The following is an 18961-nucleotide window of genomic DNA, read 5'->3' on the forward strand; positions in this document are numbered from 1 at the left end:
TCCTTTATTTTTTATAGATAGTTAAATTTTTCTCATTGATAAGATCCTGTTGACGTACAATGGCTGCCGGATCAAAATTTACTGTGCCATTGTTTTCATTTTTTCTGTTGTTGTTTTGATTGGAAACAGCTGCCGTAATTCCCCTTACAAGGCGACTTCTCTGATTGGTTGTAAGAAAATCCGTACCTACATACAGGTTAAATTCTCCTTCTCTTCCCATCCCTTTACGCATAAGGATTTCCAAACTTCTTATTTGATTTTTTTTCTTAAATTCTTTTAAGAAACTGACAACCGGTTTTTCAGAAAGAGGGCCACAGCAAACACTTCCATAGCTGATCTCTAAATAGTTTTGATTCTTCTGCGAAAAGATGAATGTAAAACAAAATAAACCCGCCGCTAATATTACTTTTTTCATACTGATGAATTCAAAGAATTGATCTAATTCTCCGCTCTAAAATTAAGCTTATTATTTTACTTATTAAAATGGTCCCAAAACACTTTGGAAATATCAGAAATGATCCTGTAGTTTACAGTCTCAGATTCTTTAGAATTATCTACAAGTAGGGCAATAGCATATTTACCTTTTGTAATAGCACTTATTTTGTGTTCCAATTCAGGTTTTTGTGATGATGCAAATGCCGAAATTAAAAGAAAAAGAAATGCTGTTTTTTTCATAGGGCTAAGGTTAAAGTCCTCCTGTTTAAAATTAAAAATGGAATTGCAATTTAAGATAATTATTGTGATTCTATTTCAAATAATTAAAATTAATATATCCTTTTGCCATAAGGGATTGCAAGCGGTTGGAAATATCATTTTTAGAATGATAAAATTTCATTATTGTAATCAATTGCAAAGAGAAAGGCTGTCTCAGAAAGACAGCCTTTTATATACTTTTTTAACCTACTAATTAAGAAATCAATTTCATAATCTGTAAAGCAATCTTTAATGCTTCAGTTCCGTCCTCAAGAGAGACCTCCACATTTTTATCATCTGTAATAGCATCTGCAAACGAATTCAGTTCATCAAGAATCGCATTGTTGGGCTGAATGTTTGGATATTCAAACAAAATTTGATTTTTCTCTCCATCAGCATTTTCAATAATCATATCAAATGGAGTAGGATTTTCAGGTGCATCCTTCATTTTGATAACCTCTGCCTTTTTCTCCAAAAAATCAACAGACACGTACGCATCTTTCTGGAAGAATCTGCTTTTCCTCATGGCTTTCATAGAAATTCTGGAAGTGGTAAGATTTGCAACACATCCGTTTTCAAACTCTATTCTTGCATTGGCAATATCCGGTGTCTTGCTTACCACACAAACTCCGCTTGCATGGATGTTTTTTACCTTAGATTTAGCGATGCTTAATAAAATATCTAAATCGTGAATCATAAGGTCCAATACCACAGAAACATCAGTTCCACGAGGATTGAACTCCGCCAAACGGTGAATTTCAATAAACATTGGATTGTTGATATATTCCTTAGTGGCAATAAAAGCAGGATTGTACCTCTCAACATGTCCTACCTGTGCTTTAATACCGTTTTCCTGACATAGGTGCAGGATTTCCTCTGCCTGTTCAAGAGTTTGGGTTACCGGTTTTTCAATAAAGAAATGAAGCTTTTTTTCAATTGCCTTTAAAGCATAATCATAATGGTAAATTGTCGGGGTGACAATATCCAGCATATCAATCTGCTCCAGCAATTCATCAAAATTTTCAAAATATTTATATCCGAATTCGGCTTCTAATTTTTTTCCGTTTTCAACATCTTTATCGTGGAAACCTACAAACTCATATCTATCTGATTGATTAAGAAGTTTTAAATGTATTTTTCCCAAGTGTCCGGCACCTACCAAACCTGCTTTTAACATAGCTGTATTAAATTTTTGTAAATATAGTGAATGTACATTTATAAAATACATGACTTTTCACTTGGAGATATTCAAGATGGAATATATTCAGGCATTAAAGAAATTACAGTAAATTCATGGTCTCAAAAATAACTATGAAAAGACTAATTTCGATTGTAATCTCCTGTGGATTATGTACTGCAGGATGTATAGGAGATAGTCCGTATGACCCGCAGGCTAAATGTGGAACTCCAACAAATTTGATATTTGAAAAAGGCAATAACCAGCTTTCCTGGAGCATTATTAGTCAGGGCGAGGGATATTATGAAGTGCAGTATGGGGAACATGGTTTTTCTTTAGGAAAGGGAATCACCGTTGTCACCAATAAGAATTCCTATAATCTCCCTCTATATAAAGATAATAAATATGACCTTTACGTGAGAAAAAACTGCGGAATAGACATTGGCTGGAGCAACTGGGCGGGGCCTGTTACCGTTTTGGCCAGCAGTACAACAACTTGTGTAAAACCGGGGTATGCAACATATTCAAAAACAACTTCTTCTGAGAATTCTTCTTTTTTTGATGCTACAGTATCCTGGGAAAATGATGGAGTTTCTGCATATGAAACGGTTTTGACAACAAGTTCAGCACCTCCGGCAAGTGGAGATTTGGTTTTTACAGGTCAAAAAGCCATTTATGTAGGGTTAAGTAAAACAATGAATTATAACTTTTTTGTGAGAAAAAGATGTGCTGATAATACCTTCAGCGATTTTTATGGACCTTATCCAATAAGGTGGAATTAAAAAATAAAAATAAAGCAGTCATTTTTTGATTGCTTTATTTTTTTGCGGAAATAATAGGAGAAAAGGACTATGCCTAGGTTGATTAGTACAGTTTGTTTTGTTACTTTTGTAACACTAATAGCGGTAACCGTAATAACTATTATTTAAATAATGATGCAGGATTCGTTTGTACATAAAGGAAAAAGAAAGAATTTAGTAGAATATCTTAGATACAGAATTGGTATTTCAGATGAGAGTGTACTTTCGGCAATGAATCAAGTTCCGAGACACCTTTTCATCGAAAGTATTTTTGAAGACTTTGCCTATGAAGACAGGGCTTTCCCAATTCTGGCGCATCAAACCATCTCACATCCCTCCACGGTTGCAGAACAATCTGAGTTATTACAGATAACAGCCGGAGAAAAAGTACTGGAAATAGGAACGGGATGTGGTTACCAAACTGCAGTTTTATTGGCAATGAAAGCCCATGTATATACTGTGGAAAGACAGAAAGATTTATTTGATTTCTCAAAAAATAAGCTTAGAGAACTTCATTTATACCCAAAATTTCAAAGTTTTGGAGACGGTTTTGCCGGACTTCCTACATTTGCTCCCTTTGATAAAATTATTGTAACCTGTGGAGCCTCAACCTTGCCTACAGAGCTTCTGAAACAATTGAAAGTAGGAGGAAAAATGGTCATTCCATTAGGCCCTACAGATGAACAGGTTTTATTCAGATTTACAAAGATAGGCCCTACAGAATTCGAAAAAGAAGAATTTGGAGCTTACAAGTTTGTTCCTATGTTGGGAAATACCAATCAATAATTCTATCAATATAACAGATTGTAGTTCGCTTTTCATAAATCCAAACTTACAAGCTTTATCCAAAATTTAAAATATTTTAACCCCATTTCGGAATGAAAATTGATGGAATTAAACCCCTCGATCTTGAAATTCCTCATCAGGAAAAAATAAAATAATTGCTGAAAAACATTCGGATGAAAATAAATAATTTTTTTAATATTAAAGTTGAATAACCTTACTTTTTGCGAGTGAGGTTTTTTATTTAAATCTATTAATCAATTAACAATGAAAGTCTTTATAAATAAAATGATTCCTGAAATTGGAATCAAAATGTTGGAAGAAGAAGGAGTACAGATTATAGTTCCTGAAAATGAGAACCTGTCTCGTGAAGAATGGTTGAAGTACTGTCAAAATGCAGATGTTATTTTAAATGTAGGCGGTGATTTTAAATACGATAAAACATTTTTTGAGACTTGTCCGAATATTAAAGCCATTGCATTATATTCTGTAGGTTTTGATCATGTTGATATTAAAGAAGCTTCCCAAAGAAATATTCCCATTGGAAATACACCGGATGTGTTGAGCAGGGCTACTTCAGATGTTGCTTTCCTACTGATGCAGTCGGTGGCCAGAAGAGCTAGTTATAACTTTCAGAAAGTTAAGGATGGAAATTGGAATACATTTGATCCTTTACACGCCTTAGGACAAGAACTCTACGGGAAAACACTGGGGATTTTCGGACTGGGCAGAATTGGTTTTGAAATGGCTGAAAAAGCCCAAAAGGCCTTTGATATGAAGATTATTTATCACAACAGAAATCATAATGTACAAGCGGAAAAAGAACTGGGAGCAACTTATGTTTCATTTGATGAATTAATTGAAAATTCTGATGTATTGAGCATTCATGCTAATTTTATACCTGAACATGCCAACCTTTTTAATTATTCAGTATTTCAAAAGATGAAGCCCAATTCTATTTTTATCAATACGGCAAGAGGAGGTTTTCATCACCAGCAGGATTTATATAAGGCTTTGGTGGAAAAAAAGATCTGGGGAGCAGGGCTTGATGTAACCAATCCTGAACCAATGTCAGCAGATGACCCAATTCTGGAGCTGTCAAGCGTATGTGTTCTTCCACACATTGGCTCTGCTACCATTGAGGCCAGAAACGGAATGGCCAGGCTAGCTGCAGAGAATTTGATAGCCTTTTTAAATGGTGAAAAAATGCCCCATTGTGCCAATCCGGAAGTTTATTCTGACCGTTCATAGCAACTTGGAATTATTTTTGTTCTTAATATATAAACCTTAAAACCTAAAAATTATGGCACCGGAAAACAATATGAATGAACAGAACAAAAGGTTGGAGCGTATGGATTATGATCCCAACGAAGATATATTTAAAAAAGAAAAACATATTTCGCTTGACGGCGATGGAAACCCTATTTTTGATGAATATGCAGATGACGATAAAATAGATAAAGGACTGGATATTCCTGGTGCAGAAGATGATGATAAAATGGAAGAGATAGGTGAGGAAGATGAAGAAAATAATTATTGGAGCCTCAGCGATAACCAAGACGATCACGAAGAAGAAAATGATGATGTCTTAACTTAGATTCTAAACGACTACAATATATGCCTTGCTGATTTTCAGTGAGGTTTTTTTGTTTTAATTAATGATCTTATTCGTAAGTACAAAATTTTCCTTTCGGGGGAGGGAAATTAAGGTGCATCTATTCAAATGCAACATTAAATTCAAAAATGGTAAATAAACCGTAATGCTAAGGCTTTATCATCAATCATTTTCCCTTGTTTACTTGCCTATATTTCCTAATTTGAATATCTTTAAAACTTCAAACATTGTTTAAACATAGAACTTTAAATAGCAATATGACATTCCAAGAACAGATACAGCAGGGGATACCCAATCAGCTGCCACAACCAAAATCATACGAGACTAATATAAACCATGCTCCAAAGCGTAAGGAAATCTTAGGAGAAGAGGAGAAAAAGCTGGCATTAAAGAATGCTTTACGTTACTTCGATCCAAAATTTCATGCAGAATTAATTCCTGAATTTAAACAGGAACTGGAAGACTATGGAAGAATTTATATGTATCGATTCCGTCCAGATTATGAAATGAAAGCGAGATCTATTGCAGATTATCCCGGGAAATCTGAGCAGGCTAAAGCGATTATGCTGATGATCCAGAACAATTTGGATTATGCAGTAGCACAACACCCTCACGAGTTGATCACTTACGGTGGAAATGGAGCTGTATTCTCCAACTGGGCACAGTATCTGTTGACAATGAAATATCTGTCTGAAATGACCAATGAACAGACATTGGTGATGTATTCCGGACATCCGATGGGATTATTCCCTTCTCATAAAGATGCACCAAGAGTAGTGGTAACGAACGGAATGATGATTCCAAATTACTCACAACCGGATGACTGGGAGAAATTTAACGCTCTTGGGGTTACTCAATATGGACAAATGACGGCGGGAAGTTATATGTATATTGGCCCTCAGGGAATTGTTCATGGAACTACGATTACCGTTTTAAATGCATTCAGAAAGATCAATAAAGAACCAAAAGGAGGTCTTTTCGTAACGTCTGGTCTTGGAGGAATGAGTGGAGCTCAGCCTAAAGCAGGAAATATTGCAGGATGTGTTACCGTATGTGCAGAAGTTAATCCAAAAATCACAAAAATTCGACACGAACAGAAATGGGTCAATGAAATCCATGAGAATCTTGATGATTTGGTGAAAAGAGTAAGAGAAGCACAACAGAATAAAGAAACAGTTTCCCTGGCTTACCTTGGAAATATTGTTGAAGTTTGGGAAAAATTCGATCAGGAAGATTTAAGAATTGATATCGGTTCAGATCAGACCTCTCTTCATAATCCTTGGGCCGGAGGATATTATCCAGCGGGACAAAGCTTTGAAGAATCCAATGCAATGATGGCTGAAAACCCTGAATTATTCAAGGAAAAAGTTCAGGAAACATTAAGAAGACACGCAGTAGCAATCAACAAGCATACCCAAAAGGGAACATACTTCTTCGATTACGGAAATGCTTTCCTATTGGAGGCTTCCAGAGCAGGAGCAGATGTAATGTCAGAAAATCCGACTTTGGGAAGAGAGTTCAAATATCCTAGCTATGTTCAGGATATCATGGGGCCTATGTGCTTCGATTACGGCTTTGGACCATTCCGTTGGGTATGTGCAAGTGGAAATCCTGAAGATTTACAGAAAACGGACCATATTGCATGCACAGTATTGGAAGAAATGATTAAAAACTCCCCTGAAGAAATCCAACAGCAGATGAAGGATAATATTCAGTGGATTAAAGGAGCACAGGAAAATAAACTGGTTGTAGGGTCTCAGGCGAGAATCCTTTATGCAGATGCAGAAGGAAGAATGAAGATTGCAGAAGCATTCAATAAAGCTATTAAAAATGGAGAAATAGGACCTGTAGTGCTGGGTAGAGATCACCATGATGTTTCAGGAACAGATTCTCCTTACAGAGAAACCTCCAATATCTATGACGGATCCAGATTTACTGCAGATATGGCCATTCACAATGTTATTGGTGACAGTTTCCGTGGGGCAACCTGGGTTTCTATTCACAATGGAGGCGGAGTAGGCTGGGGAGAAGTAATCAACGGAGGTTTCGGAATGTTGTTGGACGGAAGTGATGATGCAGACAGAAGATTAAAGTCTATGCTTTTCTGGGACGTTAACAACGGAATCTCCAGAAGAAGCTGGGCAAGAAATGAAGGGGCTATCTTCGCTATTAAAAGAGCAATGGAGGCTGAACCAAACTTAAAGGTTACCCTTCCAAACCTTGTAGATGAAAATTTACTGTAAATTATAATTGATTCAGCATTGGCAAGTATTAATAAAACATTGTTTTCACACCTGAATGTAGAGGATAGTGATCCTGTTTGGGAAAAATTTGCTGAAGTTGAATTTTCAAGAAAAAACAGATTCTCGGACAACAAAGCCTATCTTGTAGAAGATGGGCTTGTCCGAAAATATTATATCAATAGCACATCAGACCTAGATACAGAAATCTGTGCAGAGTTTTACTTTCCCGGTGATATTTTTACAGTGGAAGAAAAAGGATCTGATGCTATTTATGAATCCATCAATAAAGGGCTGGCATGGGAAATTACCCTCGAGGAGGTAAAAAAAATGTTTATCGTTAACCCCCAATGTCGCTTCGTACAAAACTACTATCTGAGCAGAAAACTGAATGCTGCCATGAAGCGGGAAATGCTTCTGCTGAAAAATACCCCACAGGATCTCTACGAATATCTGCTGGAAAATAAACCACACTATATTCAGAATATTCCATTAAAATATCTGGCTTCCTACATCGGGATTACACCTATCTCATTAAGCAGAATCCGAAAGAGAATTAATTAACTTTTGTTTATTGTTTAGCTTTCCGTAAGTCTCTTCCTTTGTGAAAAAAGAAATATGGAAATACAAAAGTTAAACTGGGCTGGAATAAAGCTCGTCTCTCAAAACAAAACCATTCTGATAGACGCCGTTGAAGATTTTTCCTACTATAAACCTGTTTTGGGAGATGCTGTAGAAGAATTGCTGAAATTCTCAGATCATGTACAGGCAGATTACATCCTGTTTACCCATTTACATTTAGATCATTTTGACAAAGGTATTATCAGAAAATGCTTAAAGAAGGACGGAAAGCTGATTATCTACTCAGGATTAGAACCCTTTGTAAGAAAACTTGTTGATGATGTTCAAATGATTGTATTAAATCTTGATGAAACATTTACAGAAAATAATATTACTTTTAAACCGGTGTTTGCAATGGATGGAGTGGGAGAGATTCAATCTTCATGGATTGTGGAAGACCCAACTACAAAAATCTTTCATGGCGGAGATACCATATGGCACAACCAATTCTGGAAGCTTGGAAAAGAAAACCAGAACATAGATTATGCATTTCTGCCGGTGAACGGAGTCGTTGTCAATTTTGAAGTCATCGGATTGGAATATAGTGCCGTTCCTGCTTCCCTCAATCTAAAAGAAGCCTTTACAGCAGCTCATTTATTACATGCTAAAAAACTGGTTCCTATCCATTACGGATTATTTGCTCATGAGAAATTTTATATCCCTCAGATATTCGATGACTATGATTTGAAAAGGGTCTCGGAGGAAGTGGGGCAGGAGTATTTAACTTTGAAAGATGGGGATATGCTGATAGAACCTTAAATGTTTTTTCTTGAACTACAAAGCTTTTATAGTTAGAATCGCAAAGGCGCAAAATAATAATAAAGAAGAGGTTGCTATAAGGAGTAGAGATTTTATTTGTTATAAAATCGAACAATGTGTATTTTTTTAAACCTCCCGCAGATTTTGGAGATTAAGCAGATGCTTGTGAAAAAATCCGCTCAATCTGTTATATCAGCGAGCCAATAAATTCTACTCATAGCTTGCCGAAAATCTAAGATTTTCTTGCGCCTTAATAAAGATGTTTCAAGACTAAAAACCTTTGCATCCTTGCGATTTCCAACAAATAAAATAAATAACAGGTTCCTTATATTCACTTCATTTTTAAAACCTCCCGCAGATTTTGGAGATTAAGCAGATGTTTAAGGAAAAAATCCGCCTAATCTGTTATATCAGCGAGCCAATAAATTCTACTCATAGCTTGCCGAAAATCTAAGATTTTCTTGCGCCTTAATAAAGATTTTTTAAGATTAAAAACCTTTGCGTCCTTGCGATTTCCAACAAATAAAGTAAATAACCGGTTCCTTTACTCACTGCATTTTTTTAAACCTCCCGCAGATTTTGGAGATTAAGCATATGTTTAAGGAAAAAATCCGCCTAATCTGTTATATCAGCGAGCCAATAAATTCTACTCATAGCTTGCCGAAAATCTAAGATTTTCTTGCGCCTTAAAAAGGTGTTTCAAGATTAAAAACCTTTGCATCCTTGCGATTTTCCAACCTTATATAACAAATAAGAAAAACAAAACCCCTGATCATTCATATTATCAGAGGTTTTAAATTATTTAAAAAAAAGAAATTTATCCCTTTACAGCATTAATAGCCGCTTCATAATTAGGTTCTTGTGAAATATCTGGTACCTGCTCTTCATAAATAATGTTTCCTGATGGGTCAATCACTACTACAGCTCTACTGAGAAGACCTTTCATTGGAGAATCAATCATTTCTACCCCATAGTTCCATCCGAAATCAGAACGAAAGTCAGAAAGCATAACCACATTTTTGATTCCTTCTGCTCCACAAAATCTCTTTTGGGCAAATGGCAGATCCTTAGAAATACAAAGAACCACCGTGTTAGGCAGATTACCTGCCTCCTCATTGAAATGATGAACAGATGCAGAGCAGACTCCAGTGTCTACACTTGGGAAGATATTTAGAATGACATATTTCCCTTTGTAGGAATCTAAAGTCTGGTCATTCATAGTAACATCCGTAAGGACAAACTTAGGAGCCGGTTTATTGACTGCCGGTAATTTAGCATAGGTATGTACAGGTTTTCCACCCATCAAAATGGTATTGCTTGATTTTGTATTTTGAGCGAAACCAACTGCTGATAAGAAAAATAATGTACTGAAAATTATTTTTGAAAACATTGAAATTTATTTTTAGCAAAATTATTCTTTTTTTTAGTTAGCTGAGTTAATTTTCATTCAAATAGCTTTTAAATAGAGCAAATCTATTGAATCATTATTCTTAAAATCAATTTTTACGTCTACCTTTATTCTTCAAAAATTCAGATTCAAATTATTAAATACTAAAAATATGAGTTCAGTAAACAGTGCGTCATTTCAAGATATTTTTAAAAGTGAAAACGAAATTCCCGAAGAATTTAAGGTTCCTGAAATCCATCAGAAAGTCTATCTTCTTAATGGTGAATTGGTAGAGTGGAAAGGCGAAACCCAAAATATTTACTCTCCCGTTTGTATTCCGACAGAAAATGGATTGGAAAGGAAACTATTGGGGAGTATTCCGAATATTGGCCCTAATGAAGCAATGGAAGTTCTTGAAGCCTGTGTAAAAGCCTATGATAATGGTCTTGGTGAATGGCCTACGATGTCCGTGGAGGGAAGAATTAAATGCATGCAGAAGTTTGTCTACCTGATGATTCAGCAGCGAGATCTGATCATTAAACTATTAATGTGGGAGATCGGAAAAACACTGGCGGATTCTACCAAGGAATTTGATCGTACCGTAGATTACATCAATCAGACAATAGATGCGCTTAAAGATCTGGATAGAGAATCCTCCCGTTTTCAGGAAGCTGAGGGAACCATCGCTCAAATCAGAAGAGCACCACTTGGAGTTGTGTTGAGTATGGGACCATTCAATTATCCATTAAATGAGATCTTTACAACATTGATTCCAGCGCTGATCATGGGAAATACAATTTTATTTAAACTTCCAAAACATGGGGTATTGGCTCATTATCCTTTATTAAATGCCTTTAAGGAAGCTTTTCCTAAAGGAACAGTGAATACTCTATATGGAAAAGGTTCAGAAATTATTACTCCAATCATGGAAAGCGGAAAAGTCAACGTACTGGCCTTTATCGGATCAAGTAAAGTGGCTAACGGACTGAAAAAGCTGCATCCAAAAGTTAACCGCTTAAGAGCAATTTTAAGTCTTGATGCTAAAAATGCAGCGATTGTAACTAAAAACGCCAATCTTGATGTGGCAGTGAGTGAATGTATTTTGGGCGCACTTTCTTTTAACGGACAACGTTGTACAGCCCTAAAGCTAATCTTTGTTCAGAAAGAGATTGCAGGAGAATTTACCAAGAAGTTAAGTGAAGCTGTTTCTTCACTGAAAGCGGGATTGCCATGGGAAAAAGATGTAAAAGTAACCCCGCTTCCGGAGGTGAATAAGCCCCCTTATCTGAAAGAATGTATTGAGGATGCATTGTCTAAAGGAGCCACAGTTTTGAATAAAGACGGAGGCTACACGGAAGAATCTTTTGTGTTTCCGGCAGTGGTATATCCTGTGAACAATGATATGAAGCTGTATCATGAAGAGCAATTCGGTCCTGTAATTCCTGTTGTGCCGTTTGAAGATATTGATGAACCTATAGATTATCAGGTGAATGCTTCCCATGGAATGCAAGTGAGTATTTTCAGTGAAGATCCGCATGAGGTGGCTAAGCTCATTGATCCTTTTGTGAATCTGGTAAGCCGTGTTAATATCAACTGTCAGGCACAGCGTGGTCCGGATGTATTCCCGTTTACGGGCAGAAAGGACAGTGCAGAGGGAACACTTTCTGTTTTTGATGCACTCCGTTCATTTTCAATCAGATCTTTAGTGGCAGCAAAACTGACAGAATCCAACAAAACATTATTAAATACCATTGTAAGAGAACATGATTCCAACTTCTTAAGTACTGACTATATTTTCTAGTCCATATCTCAAGTTGTATTTAACATAAAATAAAAATCCTTAATAAATCTCTGTGTTTGTTAAGGATTTTTTTAACTTAATGGCTGGAAATAGAGTATTGTGTTATAATAAGGCGGCGTTTTTTAACGTTGCTTATGGATTAGTGTGTAAATCATGTCTTCACCCGAAAAAGAATTTTTAGAGAAAATTGAAAAGCACAAAGGTGTTGTTTTCAAGATCTCTAAAATGTATATGGATAATAAGGACGACCAAAATGATCTCTATCAGGAGATTATTTACCAAGCCTGGAAATCATATGGAGATTTTCAAAAGAGGAGTGATTTCTCAACATGGCTGTACAGAACTGCGCTCAACACGGCAATTGTATTTTTGCGAAGTGAAAAAAAACGTAGTTTTATACAAAATCAAAATATAGATGGACTGAATGCCAGACAGGAACCTTATAATGATACGGATGATAAGAATATGAAGATGATGTATGAGGCTATTCATCAACTAAGTCCTATTGATAAGGCTTTGATCTTTTTCTTTTTAGAAGACTTTCCCGGAAGAGAAATTGCCCGTCAGTTAGGAATTACCGAAGTGAATGCAAGAGTGAAGCTTAAAAGAGCAAAAGAAAGGCTAAAGGAGATCATTGCTAAGCAAGGTATGGGTTCAAATTAATAGATTACACTATGGAGTTAGACAACTTTAAAGAACTTTGGAATAAAGATACAGGACAGGATCCTCCTGAAATTTCCCTGGAAAAACAACGCGAGATCCATTCTCCGCTTCAGATGCTGAAAATAAATATGAAAACCGAGTTTTGGCTTATGGTGATCACATTGCCGTTGCTTCTTACCAGTTTTCCATTTGCTTCCACAGATTCTAATATTACGACCATCTCAACATTTGTCACGGTTCTGACCATTGTTTTTATAGTTTATTTTTATTCTCGATTTCTTAAGCTTTATAAATTGCTTCAAAAAAACAGTATTAATACAAATTATGATCTGTTTAACCTTAAAACCCAATTGCTTATATCGAAAGAAATCTACATTTCCTATTATATTTCCTATATCCCGCTTGCTTTTCTCTTATCTCTGATTAAGATTAATTTTCATTTTGATATGGATTATAATCTGGCAATTTTCGGAATTAGTTTTCTGATTACGTTATTGCTGGTTTGCTTTATTATAAAATACTGGATCTATTATATGTACGGAAGATATATAGATGACGTAGTGCATTTGATAGATGAGCTTAATGGAGTGGAAGTACAGCCCAGGACCGAAAAGAAAAAGACCTGGTTTGAACGATCCCAAAAGTTTTTTATGAACAAGTTAGGAATTAAAGGAAATATTCTGAATACAGTGATATGGTTTGTATCCGTTTACATTTTTATTATCCTGTTTCTGACATTGGTTCTTTTAATTATCATTATTATTGGTGCCAAATTAGACTTAATCAATATTACAATGCTGCAAAGAGCATTAAACAGATTGAATTAAAAATAACAATATTACCCATTGAAAATACAAACCCCACAGACCTTTATGTTGGGGTTTTTTATTTTTCTTACTATTTTTTGTAACAATTTTTTTAAACATAAACTAACTCTATAGAGTAACAAGCTATGACCTCATTAGAGCAAGAGTTTATCCAGAAGATTAAAAAACATAAGGGAATCATTTTTAAGATTTCCAAAATGTATATGTCTGAAAAAGATGATCAGGACGATCTTTTTCAAGAGATCACTTATCAGATTTGGAAAGCATATTCAAGCTTCAAGGGGCAGAGTGAGTTTTCTACCTGGTTATACAGGATTGCGCTAAATACGGCTATTATTTTCCTTAAAACAGATAAAAGAAGAAGCTTTATAGCTAATGAAGATCTCTCCAATTATGTAATCTCTCAGGAAGATTATGACTATGATAAGGAAGAGCGTCTGGCAGAAATGTATAAGGCTATTCATCAACTGAATCCAATTGACAAGGCTTTCATATTTTATTATCTCGAGGATTTTTCAGGAAGGGAGATTGCAGAGGAAATGGGAATCTCTGAAGGAAATGTAAGGGTGAAAATGAACCGTGCAAAAAATAAACTTAAAGATATCTTAAACCAACATAAAATTAACCAACATTAAATCAGTAATCCAATGAATATAGATGAATTGAAAAATGCCTGGAACGAAGATATTGTAGATGAAACTCCGGAAATCAGCATAGAGCAAAAGAATAAAATTAATCTGCCTCTTGAAAAAGTACGTAAGAATATGCGTGCAGAATTTTGGTGGGTCATTGCTATCTTTGTTTTTGCATTTATGGTTTGCTCAATATGTAAACCCTTTAAATTCCAGCTGTACATAACAGTTTTAGTTGCCTCAATGCTTATTGTTACGATTTTCTTTTTTAGTAAGTTTTTTAAACTATATAAGGATATCAGCAATACAGAGCTTAAAACGTATGAATCTTTAAAAGATCTGGTTAATCAGCTCAATCTGAATAAACAGTATTATCTGTCTTATTACATTAGCTTTGCCCCGTTCATTGTGTGCGAAATGCTTATTGTACTAGAATTTATACCCTGGCCCAAGCCCCTGGGAGAGATCAAGATAGCGCTCATCCTGATCGGTTGTGTGATAGGAGGACTATTCTTGCTCTTTGTTTGTGGGAGATTTTGGTTTTACCGCTACTATGGAAGATATATTAAGCATATTGAAAGCCTTTTGGAAGAGTTGAAAGCATAAAATACCCGGCGGGCTGAAAGCCCGCCGGGTATTTATATAGTTTATAATTTAACTTTGAATCTAAGCCCGTCCCAATACAATAGATAAATACAAATCATCAATTTATCTTTTCTCTGGAAATTTCATTCCTGATCCAGTCAAGCTGCGGATCTTTTTTATCAATAATGTCCTGCATACTTTCATGAATTACTACATCCGGAACCACTCCCTTTTTAGAATCCGAAAAATTAATGTCGGGCTGTACAAGGAGGAGTCCTATAGGAAACCTTATTTCGGAATTAGGCAGTTTCTGATAAGAATAAAAACCGGCAACTGTCCCATCATTGGCGCCTCCCGTTTCTTCACCCACAAGGGTTGCTCTTTTATCATTTTTAAGCTTTGCCGTAATAATGGATGAAGCAGAGAAACTACCACCGTTGATGAGTACAAAAACTTTTCCGTTGAAAGCCTCCTTATTAGGTTTTGTAGGTTTATCAGCTTTCATTTTATAGAAAACCTTTCCGTCTTTTGTATAAGTACTGAATGCCTGAGCAAAAAAGTAACTCGGGTAGGCTATGCTTTTAAATGCAAATTCCAGAGGAGTACTTTTTCTGAAATAATTGGTTCTCAGAGGAACATCCCTAGAGGTAACCTGAGATGGTTTTATCAAGGTGAAGGGCTTATCAGCCAAATAGGAGTACAGGTTATTAATTTCATACAGAGATCCTCCATAATTGTTTCGAACATCAATGATGAGGTAACTTGCTTTCGCGCTTTTGATCTTTGAAAATGTCTTTTTATAAAATTCCTCAGAATATTCTCTTGAAAAACTTTTCACTTTAATATAAGCAATGGTACTGTCCTTATCCAAAAATCTAAAACTTCGGTTATAAGAATTGCTGGCAGCCACATAGTCATTCAGCTTTTTATCCTCGGTGCGTTTCTTCATTTCCTTATCCTTTTCAACGTCGGTATCGGATTTAAACTCCCTGCTTAGGGTATAGGTTTGCTTTTCTCCTTTATAAAGCGTCTCAATGGTTGCCTTATCAGAAAGTCCGTTTTCTGCGGTGTAATAATTAAAAAACAAATCCTTTAAAAAATAAGGTTGAAACGTAGTATTATAACCATCACTGCTGATCAGGCTTCTGTATTTTTTTATATAGTCTGAAACCGGAATATTATTGATGGATAAAATCTCAGTTCCCGGTTGTATGTTTTCTATAGAGTCATTGTTTTGAATAATATACATCTGATCATTAGAAATGTAATATTCAAAGCGGCTGAACAAACCCTTTTTATGCTCTAGTTTTTTGATTTCCCTTTTGGTAAACTTTTTTCTTGGAATTCTTAGCGAAAGATGCCCCTCACGAATACCTGCAATTACCGGCTGAAATTTAAAATAAAACTGAAGCGGAGTAAGAGGCTCATTAAGAGTTTGTTTAAGACTGTCAAATTTACGTTCCAATTCCTGCTTGGGAATATACCAGTACAGTTGAGGATGCATTTGCTGCAGCTTTGCATACGCATAGTCTACATCCTCTTTAAGCTGGTCAGGAGGAATACAGGAAGCCCGCTGTTCATTGTGCCTTCTAATGGATGCACATGACGAAAGCATAGCCAGAATGAATATTGCCGAATAATTTTTCAATATACCTTTGAGTTTTTTTAAGCTGCTAAAATAGAGAGATTAAAATTAATCATCACTTAAATGAATAATAAATTTTCCGAAACACATGATAAATTTAGTTAAAAAAATAATGCCAAACACCCCATGTTTTTATGTAAATATAAAAGTTGATACCTTTGATGATTATTTTTTTACTAATGATGTATTATTGGATTATTGCGATTGTAGCACTATTGATAGTAACCTATTTTATTGTGATAAACGGAAAACCATTTGGCGGAGTGCCAAAAGGAAAGAGGCTGCAACGTATAAAGCAGTCAAAATTATATAGAAATAAACAGTTTCAGAATATAAGCCATACCCCCTCTATTGCGGAGGGCTACAAAATGTCAAAAGTGACCTATGATTTCTTTTTAGGTAAAAAGCATCCGTTACTGAAACCCTTGAAAGGCATTCCGTCTATTCAAACAGATTTAAAAACCCTTGATAAAAATACTGATGTCTTCATTTGGCTAGGGCATTCATCCTATTATTTACAGACTGATGGAGTATCTTTTCTTATAGACCCGGTATTGAGCCTATACGGATCACCGTTTAAATATTTTAATAAGGCATTTAAAGGTTCAGATATTTATAAGCCTGAGGATATTCCGGAACTGGATTATTTGATCATTACACATGATCATTTTGACCATTTGGACTATCCTACAGTACAATCTATCAGGGATCGAACCCATAAAGCTATTGTTCCATTGGGGGTTGGGGTGCATCTGGAAAGATGGGGATATCAAGAAAACCAGCTTATTGAAGAAGAGTGGGGAACAGAAGTAGACTTGAAGAATAACATAAAGATTGCCTTTACACCTGCAAGACATTTTTCAGGAAGAAGATTAAGGCAGAATGACACTCTTTGGACTTCCTATGTACTGGAAACCCCAACAAAGAAAATATTTCTGGGTGGGGATAGCGGTTATGATTCCCATTTCAAGATGATTGGGGAAAAATATGGTCCTTTTGATTATGCCATTCTTGAAAACGGACAATATGGGGAGGCATGGAGATATATTCATGCATTGCCGGAAGATGTTATTCAGGCAAGTATAGATATTAATGCAAAAAAAATAATTCCGGTTCATGCTGCAAAATTTGCACTGGCTCTTCACCCCTGGAATGAGCCTTTACAAAAAATAACAAACCTTGGAAAAGAAAAAAATCTGGACATCCTTACTCCAATGATTGGAGAGGTCGTTGAACTAAATAATTCGAGTCAACAATTTACAGTCTGGTGGTAAGACTGATTAGGCATGCCAAATGTCTTTATATCTTGTGGGATGATTTTCAAACTGTTGACGGACAAAATCACATTCCGGATCTACAAGCAAATCTTTTTCCTCCGCATAGCGTACCAATTCATCCAGCAGCAGCTTGGCATATCCTTTTCCCTCGCGCTCCTCGTCAAGCTTGGTGTAAAACACAACGAGCAGTCTTCCGTCAATCTCTATGGACATATAACCTGCTTTTTGCCCATCAATGAGTAGCTGCAATTCATCCTGATATGGAGATACCATAAATTTTATATTTTCCATAATTATTGAGATTTGGTTGATAAAAAAATAACATAAAGAACTCCCGAAAGCATTCTCTCCATTAAAATTACAAAATTAATTGATATGAAATGATAGTTTTTGGAAACCTTAACGAATTTTATAAATACAATGATGAATCATCAAAGATTTAAGAAGAAGGTTAAAGCCGAATTTTTTATTAAAGCTGTTTAAACTTTTTTATTAAACCACAAAAGATATACAAAAGCTTTTTAAATACTTAAGCTATTTAAGTGATATACTTTGTGTACAAAGAAGGACACTCAAGTTTTGTTGAAAATCAAAGATTTTCATCTTATGTGAACTTAATTGTGCCGTATTTCCTTACACTTTCTAAAGTGTACTAAAGTGTTAAAAAAATAAAACCTTTTGTGACTTTTGCGGTTAAGTTTAAACAGACTTATTATTAAAAATGAATAATGCCTAAATGTTTCAAAATTAACATCTTAATCGTCCAAGACGCAGCATCTCTTTCTTGGCTGTTTAAAAAATCAAAAGGAATATAATCGAAATATATTCAATGAATAAAATAAATAATTTTAAATAAGTTATAAAATTATTTAAAAGATAATCAGTTATTTATGTTTTTTATTAACAATTATTGGCAATTCCTTTTAATTATTGGCACTTTAATTGACTATGTCATGATGTTTAATTTAAAAGAGGAATGAAATGAAAAAGTTATTGTTAACCTTATTTTTGATGGGTACGTTCAGTATGAGCTACGCCCAATCGGATTATTATAATGATTACAGGAGAAGCATTACGGATGTTAACTGGCAAAATGTAATCACAGATTTAGTGCTCTCCAGTGTGCAGACTAAACAAATTTATGTACTGAATGACAGATATCGCGATTATGATTCATGGAACAGAGCTTACGTTGTAGACCCGGGAAGATGGAGAGGGGACCGATATTCAGAACTGGAAAGAATTCTTGGACGAGAAAAATACATCATCTTTAAAAAGAGATATTATAAAGGACAAAATCCTGTAATTGTATACGGAAGAAATAAGAACGATTATAAGAAATATCGTAAGCAGCAGGAAAAATACTATAAGGAACGTTCAAAATACTATAAAAAACAAAATAAGCATCATGGGCATCATGGTGATTGGGATTAGACCATTATCAACTATATATATT

Annotated in this window: 20 protein-coding genes; 14 read left to right on the forward strand and 6 right to left on the reverse strand. The window is 35.2% G+C overall.

Annotated features, from left to right (window positions below):
* Positions 1-4: 4 nt before the first annotated feature.
* From C7D53_RS05925 to C7D53_RS05935, 3 genes are all read right to left on the reverse strand, one after another.
* Complete coding sequence (locus tag C7D53_RS05925; protein ID WP_106915431.1) at positions 5-415, reverse strand: hypothetical protein; 411 nt, start codon at positions 413-415, stop codon at positions 5-7.
* A 56-nt stretch (positions 416-471) separates the two neighbouring features.
* Positions 472-675, reverse strand: a complete 204-nt coding sequence (locus tag C7D53_RS21235) for a hypothetical protein (protein WP_106915432.1) — start codon at positions 673-675, stop codon at positions 472-474.
* Between the two features lie 232 nt (positions 676-907).
* On the reverse strand, positions 908-1870 hold the full coding sequence (locus C7D53_RS05935) for a Gfo/Idh/MocA family protein (protein WP_106915433.1): 963 nt from the start codon (positions 1868-1870) through the stop codon (positions 908-910).
* Positions 1871-2004: 134 nt separating this feature from the next.
* On the opposite strand from C7D53_RS05935, the gene C7D53_RS05940 reads away from it, so the two are divergent.
* The 7 genes from C7D53_RS05940 (at position 2005) to C7D53_RS05970 (ending at position 8688) form a co-directional block, all read left to right on the forward strand.
* Positions 2005-2652, forward strand: coding sequence for a hypothetical protein (locus tag C7D53_RS05940; protein WP_106915434.1), 648 nt, complete (start codon positions 2005-2007; stop codon positions 2650-2652).
* 153 nt (positions 2653-2805) lie between these two features.
* A complete protein-coding gene (locus C7D53_RS05945; RefSeq protein ID WP_106915582.1) occupies positions 2806-3456 on the forward strand; it encodes a protein-L-isoaspartate(D-aspartate) O-methyltransferase in 651 nt (216 codons plus the stop codon).
* Positions 3457-3720: 264 nt separating this feature from the next.
* Complete coding sequence (locus C7D53_RS05950; protein ID WP_106915435.1) at positions 3721-4704, forward strand: 2-hydroxyacid dehydrogenase; 984 nt, start codon at positions 3721-3723, stop codon at positions 4702-4704.
* 52 nt (positions 4705-4756) lie between these two features.
* Entirely contained in the window at positions 4757-5050 is a 294-nt protein-coding gene (locus C7D53_RS05955) for a hypothetical protein (protein ID WP_106915436.1), read from the forward strand.
* A gap of 275 nt (positions 5051-5325) precedes the next feature.
* On the forward strand, positions 5326-7311 hold the full coding sequence (locus C7D53_RS05960; protein ID WP_106915437.1) for a urocanate hydratase: 1986 nt from the start codon (positions 5326-5328) through the stop codon (positions 7309-7311).
* Between the two features lie 18 nt (positions 7312-7329).
* On the forward strand, positions 7330-7872 hold the full coding sequence (locus C7D53_RS05965) for a Crp/Fnr family transcriptional regulator (RefSeq protein WP_106915438.1): 543 nt from the start codon (positions 7330-7332) through the stop codon (positions 7870-7872).
* A gap of 54 nt (positions 7873-7926) precedes the next feature.
* Positions 7927-8688 (forward strand): MBL fold metallo-hydrolase, encoded by a 762-nt coding sequence (locus C7D53_RS05970; protein WP_106915439.1) that lies wholly within the window; start codon positions 7927-7929, stop codon positions 8686-8688.
* Positions 8689-9505: 817 nt separating this feature from the next.
* Here C7D53_RS05970 and tpx read toward each other — a convergent pair.
* Positions 9506-10078: a thiol peroxidase gene (gene tpx, locus C7D53_RS05975; RefSeq protein WP_106915440.1), complete on the reverse strand. Its 573-nt coding sequence runs from the start codon at positions 10076-10078 to the stop codon at positions 9506-9508.
* A 169-nt stretch (positions 10079-10247) separates the two neighbouring features.
* Here tpx and C7D53_RS05980 point away from each other — a divergent pair, with 169 nt between their 5' ends.
* From C7D53_RS05980 to C7D53_RS06000, 5 genes are all read left to right on the forward strand, one after another.
* Positions 10248-11876, forward strand: a complete 1629-nt coding sequence (locus tag C7D53_RS05980; protein WP_106915441.1) for an NADP-dependent glyceraldehyde-3-phosphate dehydrogenase — start codon at positions 10248-10250, stop codon at positions 11874-11876.
* Between the two features lie 153 nt (positions 11877-12029).
* Positions 12030-12539, forward strand: a complete 510-nt coding sequence (locus C7D53_RS05985; RefSeq protein ID WP_106915442.1) for an RNA polymerase sigma factor — start codon at positions 12030-12032, stop codon at positions 12537-12539.
* Between the two features lie 11 nt (positions 12540-12550).
* Positions 12551-13366 (forward strand): hypothetical protein, encoded by an 816-nt coding sequence (locus C7D53_RS05990; protein WP_106915443.1) that lies wholly within the window; start codon positions 12551-12553, stop codon positions 13364-13366.
* Positions 13367-13491: 125 nt separating this feature from the next.
* Positions 13492-14001 carry an RNA polymerase sigma factor gene (locus C7D53_RS05995; protein WP_106915444.1) on the forward strand — a complete coding sequence of 170 codons (510 nt, stop codon included), beginning with the start codon at positions 13492-13494 and terminating at the stop codon, positions 13999-14001.
* A 12-nt stretch (positions 14002-14013) separates the two neighbouring features.
* Entirely contained in the window at positions 14014-14604 is a 591-nt protein-coding gene (locus C7D53_RS06000; protein ID WP_106915445.1) for a hypothetical protein, read from the forward strand.
* A 97-nt stretch (positions 14605-14701) separates the two neighbouring features.
* Here C7D53_RS06000 and C7D53_RS06005 read toward each other — a convergent pair whose 3' ends face one another.
* A complete protein-coding gene (locus tag C7D53_RS06005; protein WP_106915446.1) occupies positions 14702-16231 on the reverse strand; it encodes a S41 family peptidase in 1530 nt (509 codons plus the stop codon).
* Between the two features lie 158 nt (positions 16232-16389).
* Here C7D53_RS06005 and C7D53_RS06010 point away from each other — a divergent pair, with 158 nt between their 5' ends.
* On the forward strand, positions 16390-17502 hold the full coding sequence (locus C7D53_RS06010) for an MBL fold metallo-hydrolase (RefSeq protein WP_228422201.1): 1113 nt from the start codon (positions 16390-16392) through the stop codon (positions 17500-17502).
* Between the two features lie 6 nt (positions 17503-17508).
* Here C7D53_RS06010 and C7D53_RS06015 read toward each other — a convergent pair whose 3' ends face one another.
* Positions 17509-17796 (reverse strand): GNAT family N-acetyltransferase, encoded by a 288-nt coding sequence (locus tag C7D53_RS06015; RefSeq protein ID WP_106915448.1) that lies wholly within the window; start codon positions 17794-17796, stop codon positions 17509-17511.
* Between the two features lie 690 nt (positions 17797-18486).
* On the opposite strand from C7D53_RS06015, the gene C7D53_RS06020 reads away from it, so the two are divergent.
* A complete protein-coding gene (locus C7D53_RS06020; RefSeq protein ID WP_106915449.1) occupies positions 18487-18939 on the forward strand; it encodes a hypothetical protein in 453 nt (150 codons plus the stop codon).
* The last annotated feature ends 22 nt before the right edge of the window (positions 18940-18961 follow it).

The sequence above is a fragment of the Chryseobacterium aurantiacum genome, from assembly GCF_003020585.1.
Taxonomy (GTDB): Bacteria; Bacteroidota; Bacteroidia; order Flavobacteriales; family Weeksellaceae; genus Chryseobacterium; species Chryseobacterium aurantiacum.

Coding starts and splice junctions, on each gene's coding strand:
- C7D53_RS05925 (WP_106915431.1), bottom strand. CDS start 415: ATGAAAAAAGTAATATTAGCGGCGGGTTTATTTTGTTTTACATTCATC.
- C7D53_RS21235 (WP_106915432.1), bottom strand. CDS start 675: ATGAAAAAAACAGCATTTCTTTTTCTTTTAATTTCGGCATTTGCATCA.
- C7D53_RS05935 (WP_106915433.1), bottom strand. CDS start 1,870: ATGTTAAAAGCAGGTTTGGTAGGTGCCGGACACTTGGGAAAAATACAT.
- C7D53_RS05940 (WP_106915434.1), top strand. CDS start 2,005: ATGAAAAGACTAATTTCGATTGTAATCTCCTGTGGATTATGTACTGCA.
- C7D53_RS05945 (WP_106915582.1), top strand. CDS start 2,806: ATGCAGGATTCGTTTGTACATAAAGGAAAAAGAAAGAATTTAGTAGAA.
- C7D53_RS05950 (WP_106915435.1), top strand. CDS start 3,721: ATGAAAGTCTTTATAAATAAAATGATTCCTGAAATTGGAATCAAAATG.
- C7D53_RS05955 (WP_106915436.1), top strand. CDS start 4,757: ATGGCACCGGAAAACAATATGAATGAACAGAACAAAAGGTTGGAGCGT.
- C7D53_RS05960 (WP_106915437.1), top strand. CDS start 5,326: ATGACATTCCAAGAACAGATACAGCAGGGGATACCCAATCAGCTGCCA.
- C7D53_RS05970 (WP_106915439.1), top strand. CDS start 7,927: ATGGAAATACAAAAGTTAAACTGGGCTGGAATAAAGCTCGTCTCTCAA.
- tpx (WP_106915440.1), bottom strand. CDS start 10,078: ATGTTTTCAAAAATAATTTTCAGTACATTATTTTTCTTATCAGCAGTT.
- C7D53_RS05980 (WP_106915441.1), top strand. CDS start 10,248: ATGAGTTCAGTAAACAGTGCGTCATTTCAAGATATTTTTAAAAGTGAA.
- C7D53_RS05985 (WP_106915442.1), top strand. CDS start 12,030: ATGTCTTCACCCGAAAAAGAATTTTTAGAGAAAATTGAAAAGCACAAA.
- C7D53_RS05990 (WP_106915443.1), top strand. CDS start 12,551: ATGGAGTTAGACAACTTTAAAGAACTTTGGAATAAAGATACAGGACAG.
- C7D53_RS05995 (WP_106915444.1), top strand. CDS start 13,492: ATGACCTCATTAGAGCAAGAGTTTATCCAGAAGATTAAAAAACATAAG.
- C7D53_RS06000 (WP_106915445.1), top strand. CDS start 14,014: ATGAATATAGATGAATTGAAAAATGCCTGGAACGAAGATATTGTAGAT.
- C7D53_RS06010 (WP_228422201.1), top strand. CDS start 16,390: ATGATTATTTTTTTACTAATGATGTATTATTGGATTATTGCGATTGTA.
- C7D53_RS06015 (WP_106915448.1), bottom strand. CDS start 17,796: ATGGAAAATATAAAATTTATGGTATCTCCATATCAGGATGAATTGCAG.
- C7D53_RS06020 (WP_106915449.1), top strand. CDS start 18,487: ATGAAAAAGTTATTGTTAACCTTATTTTTGATGGGTACGTTCAGTATG.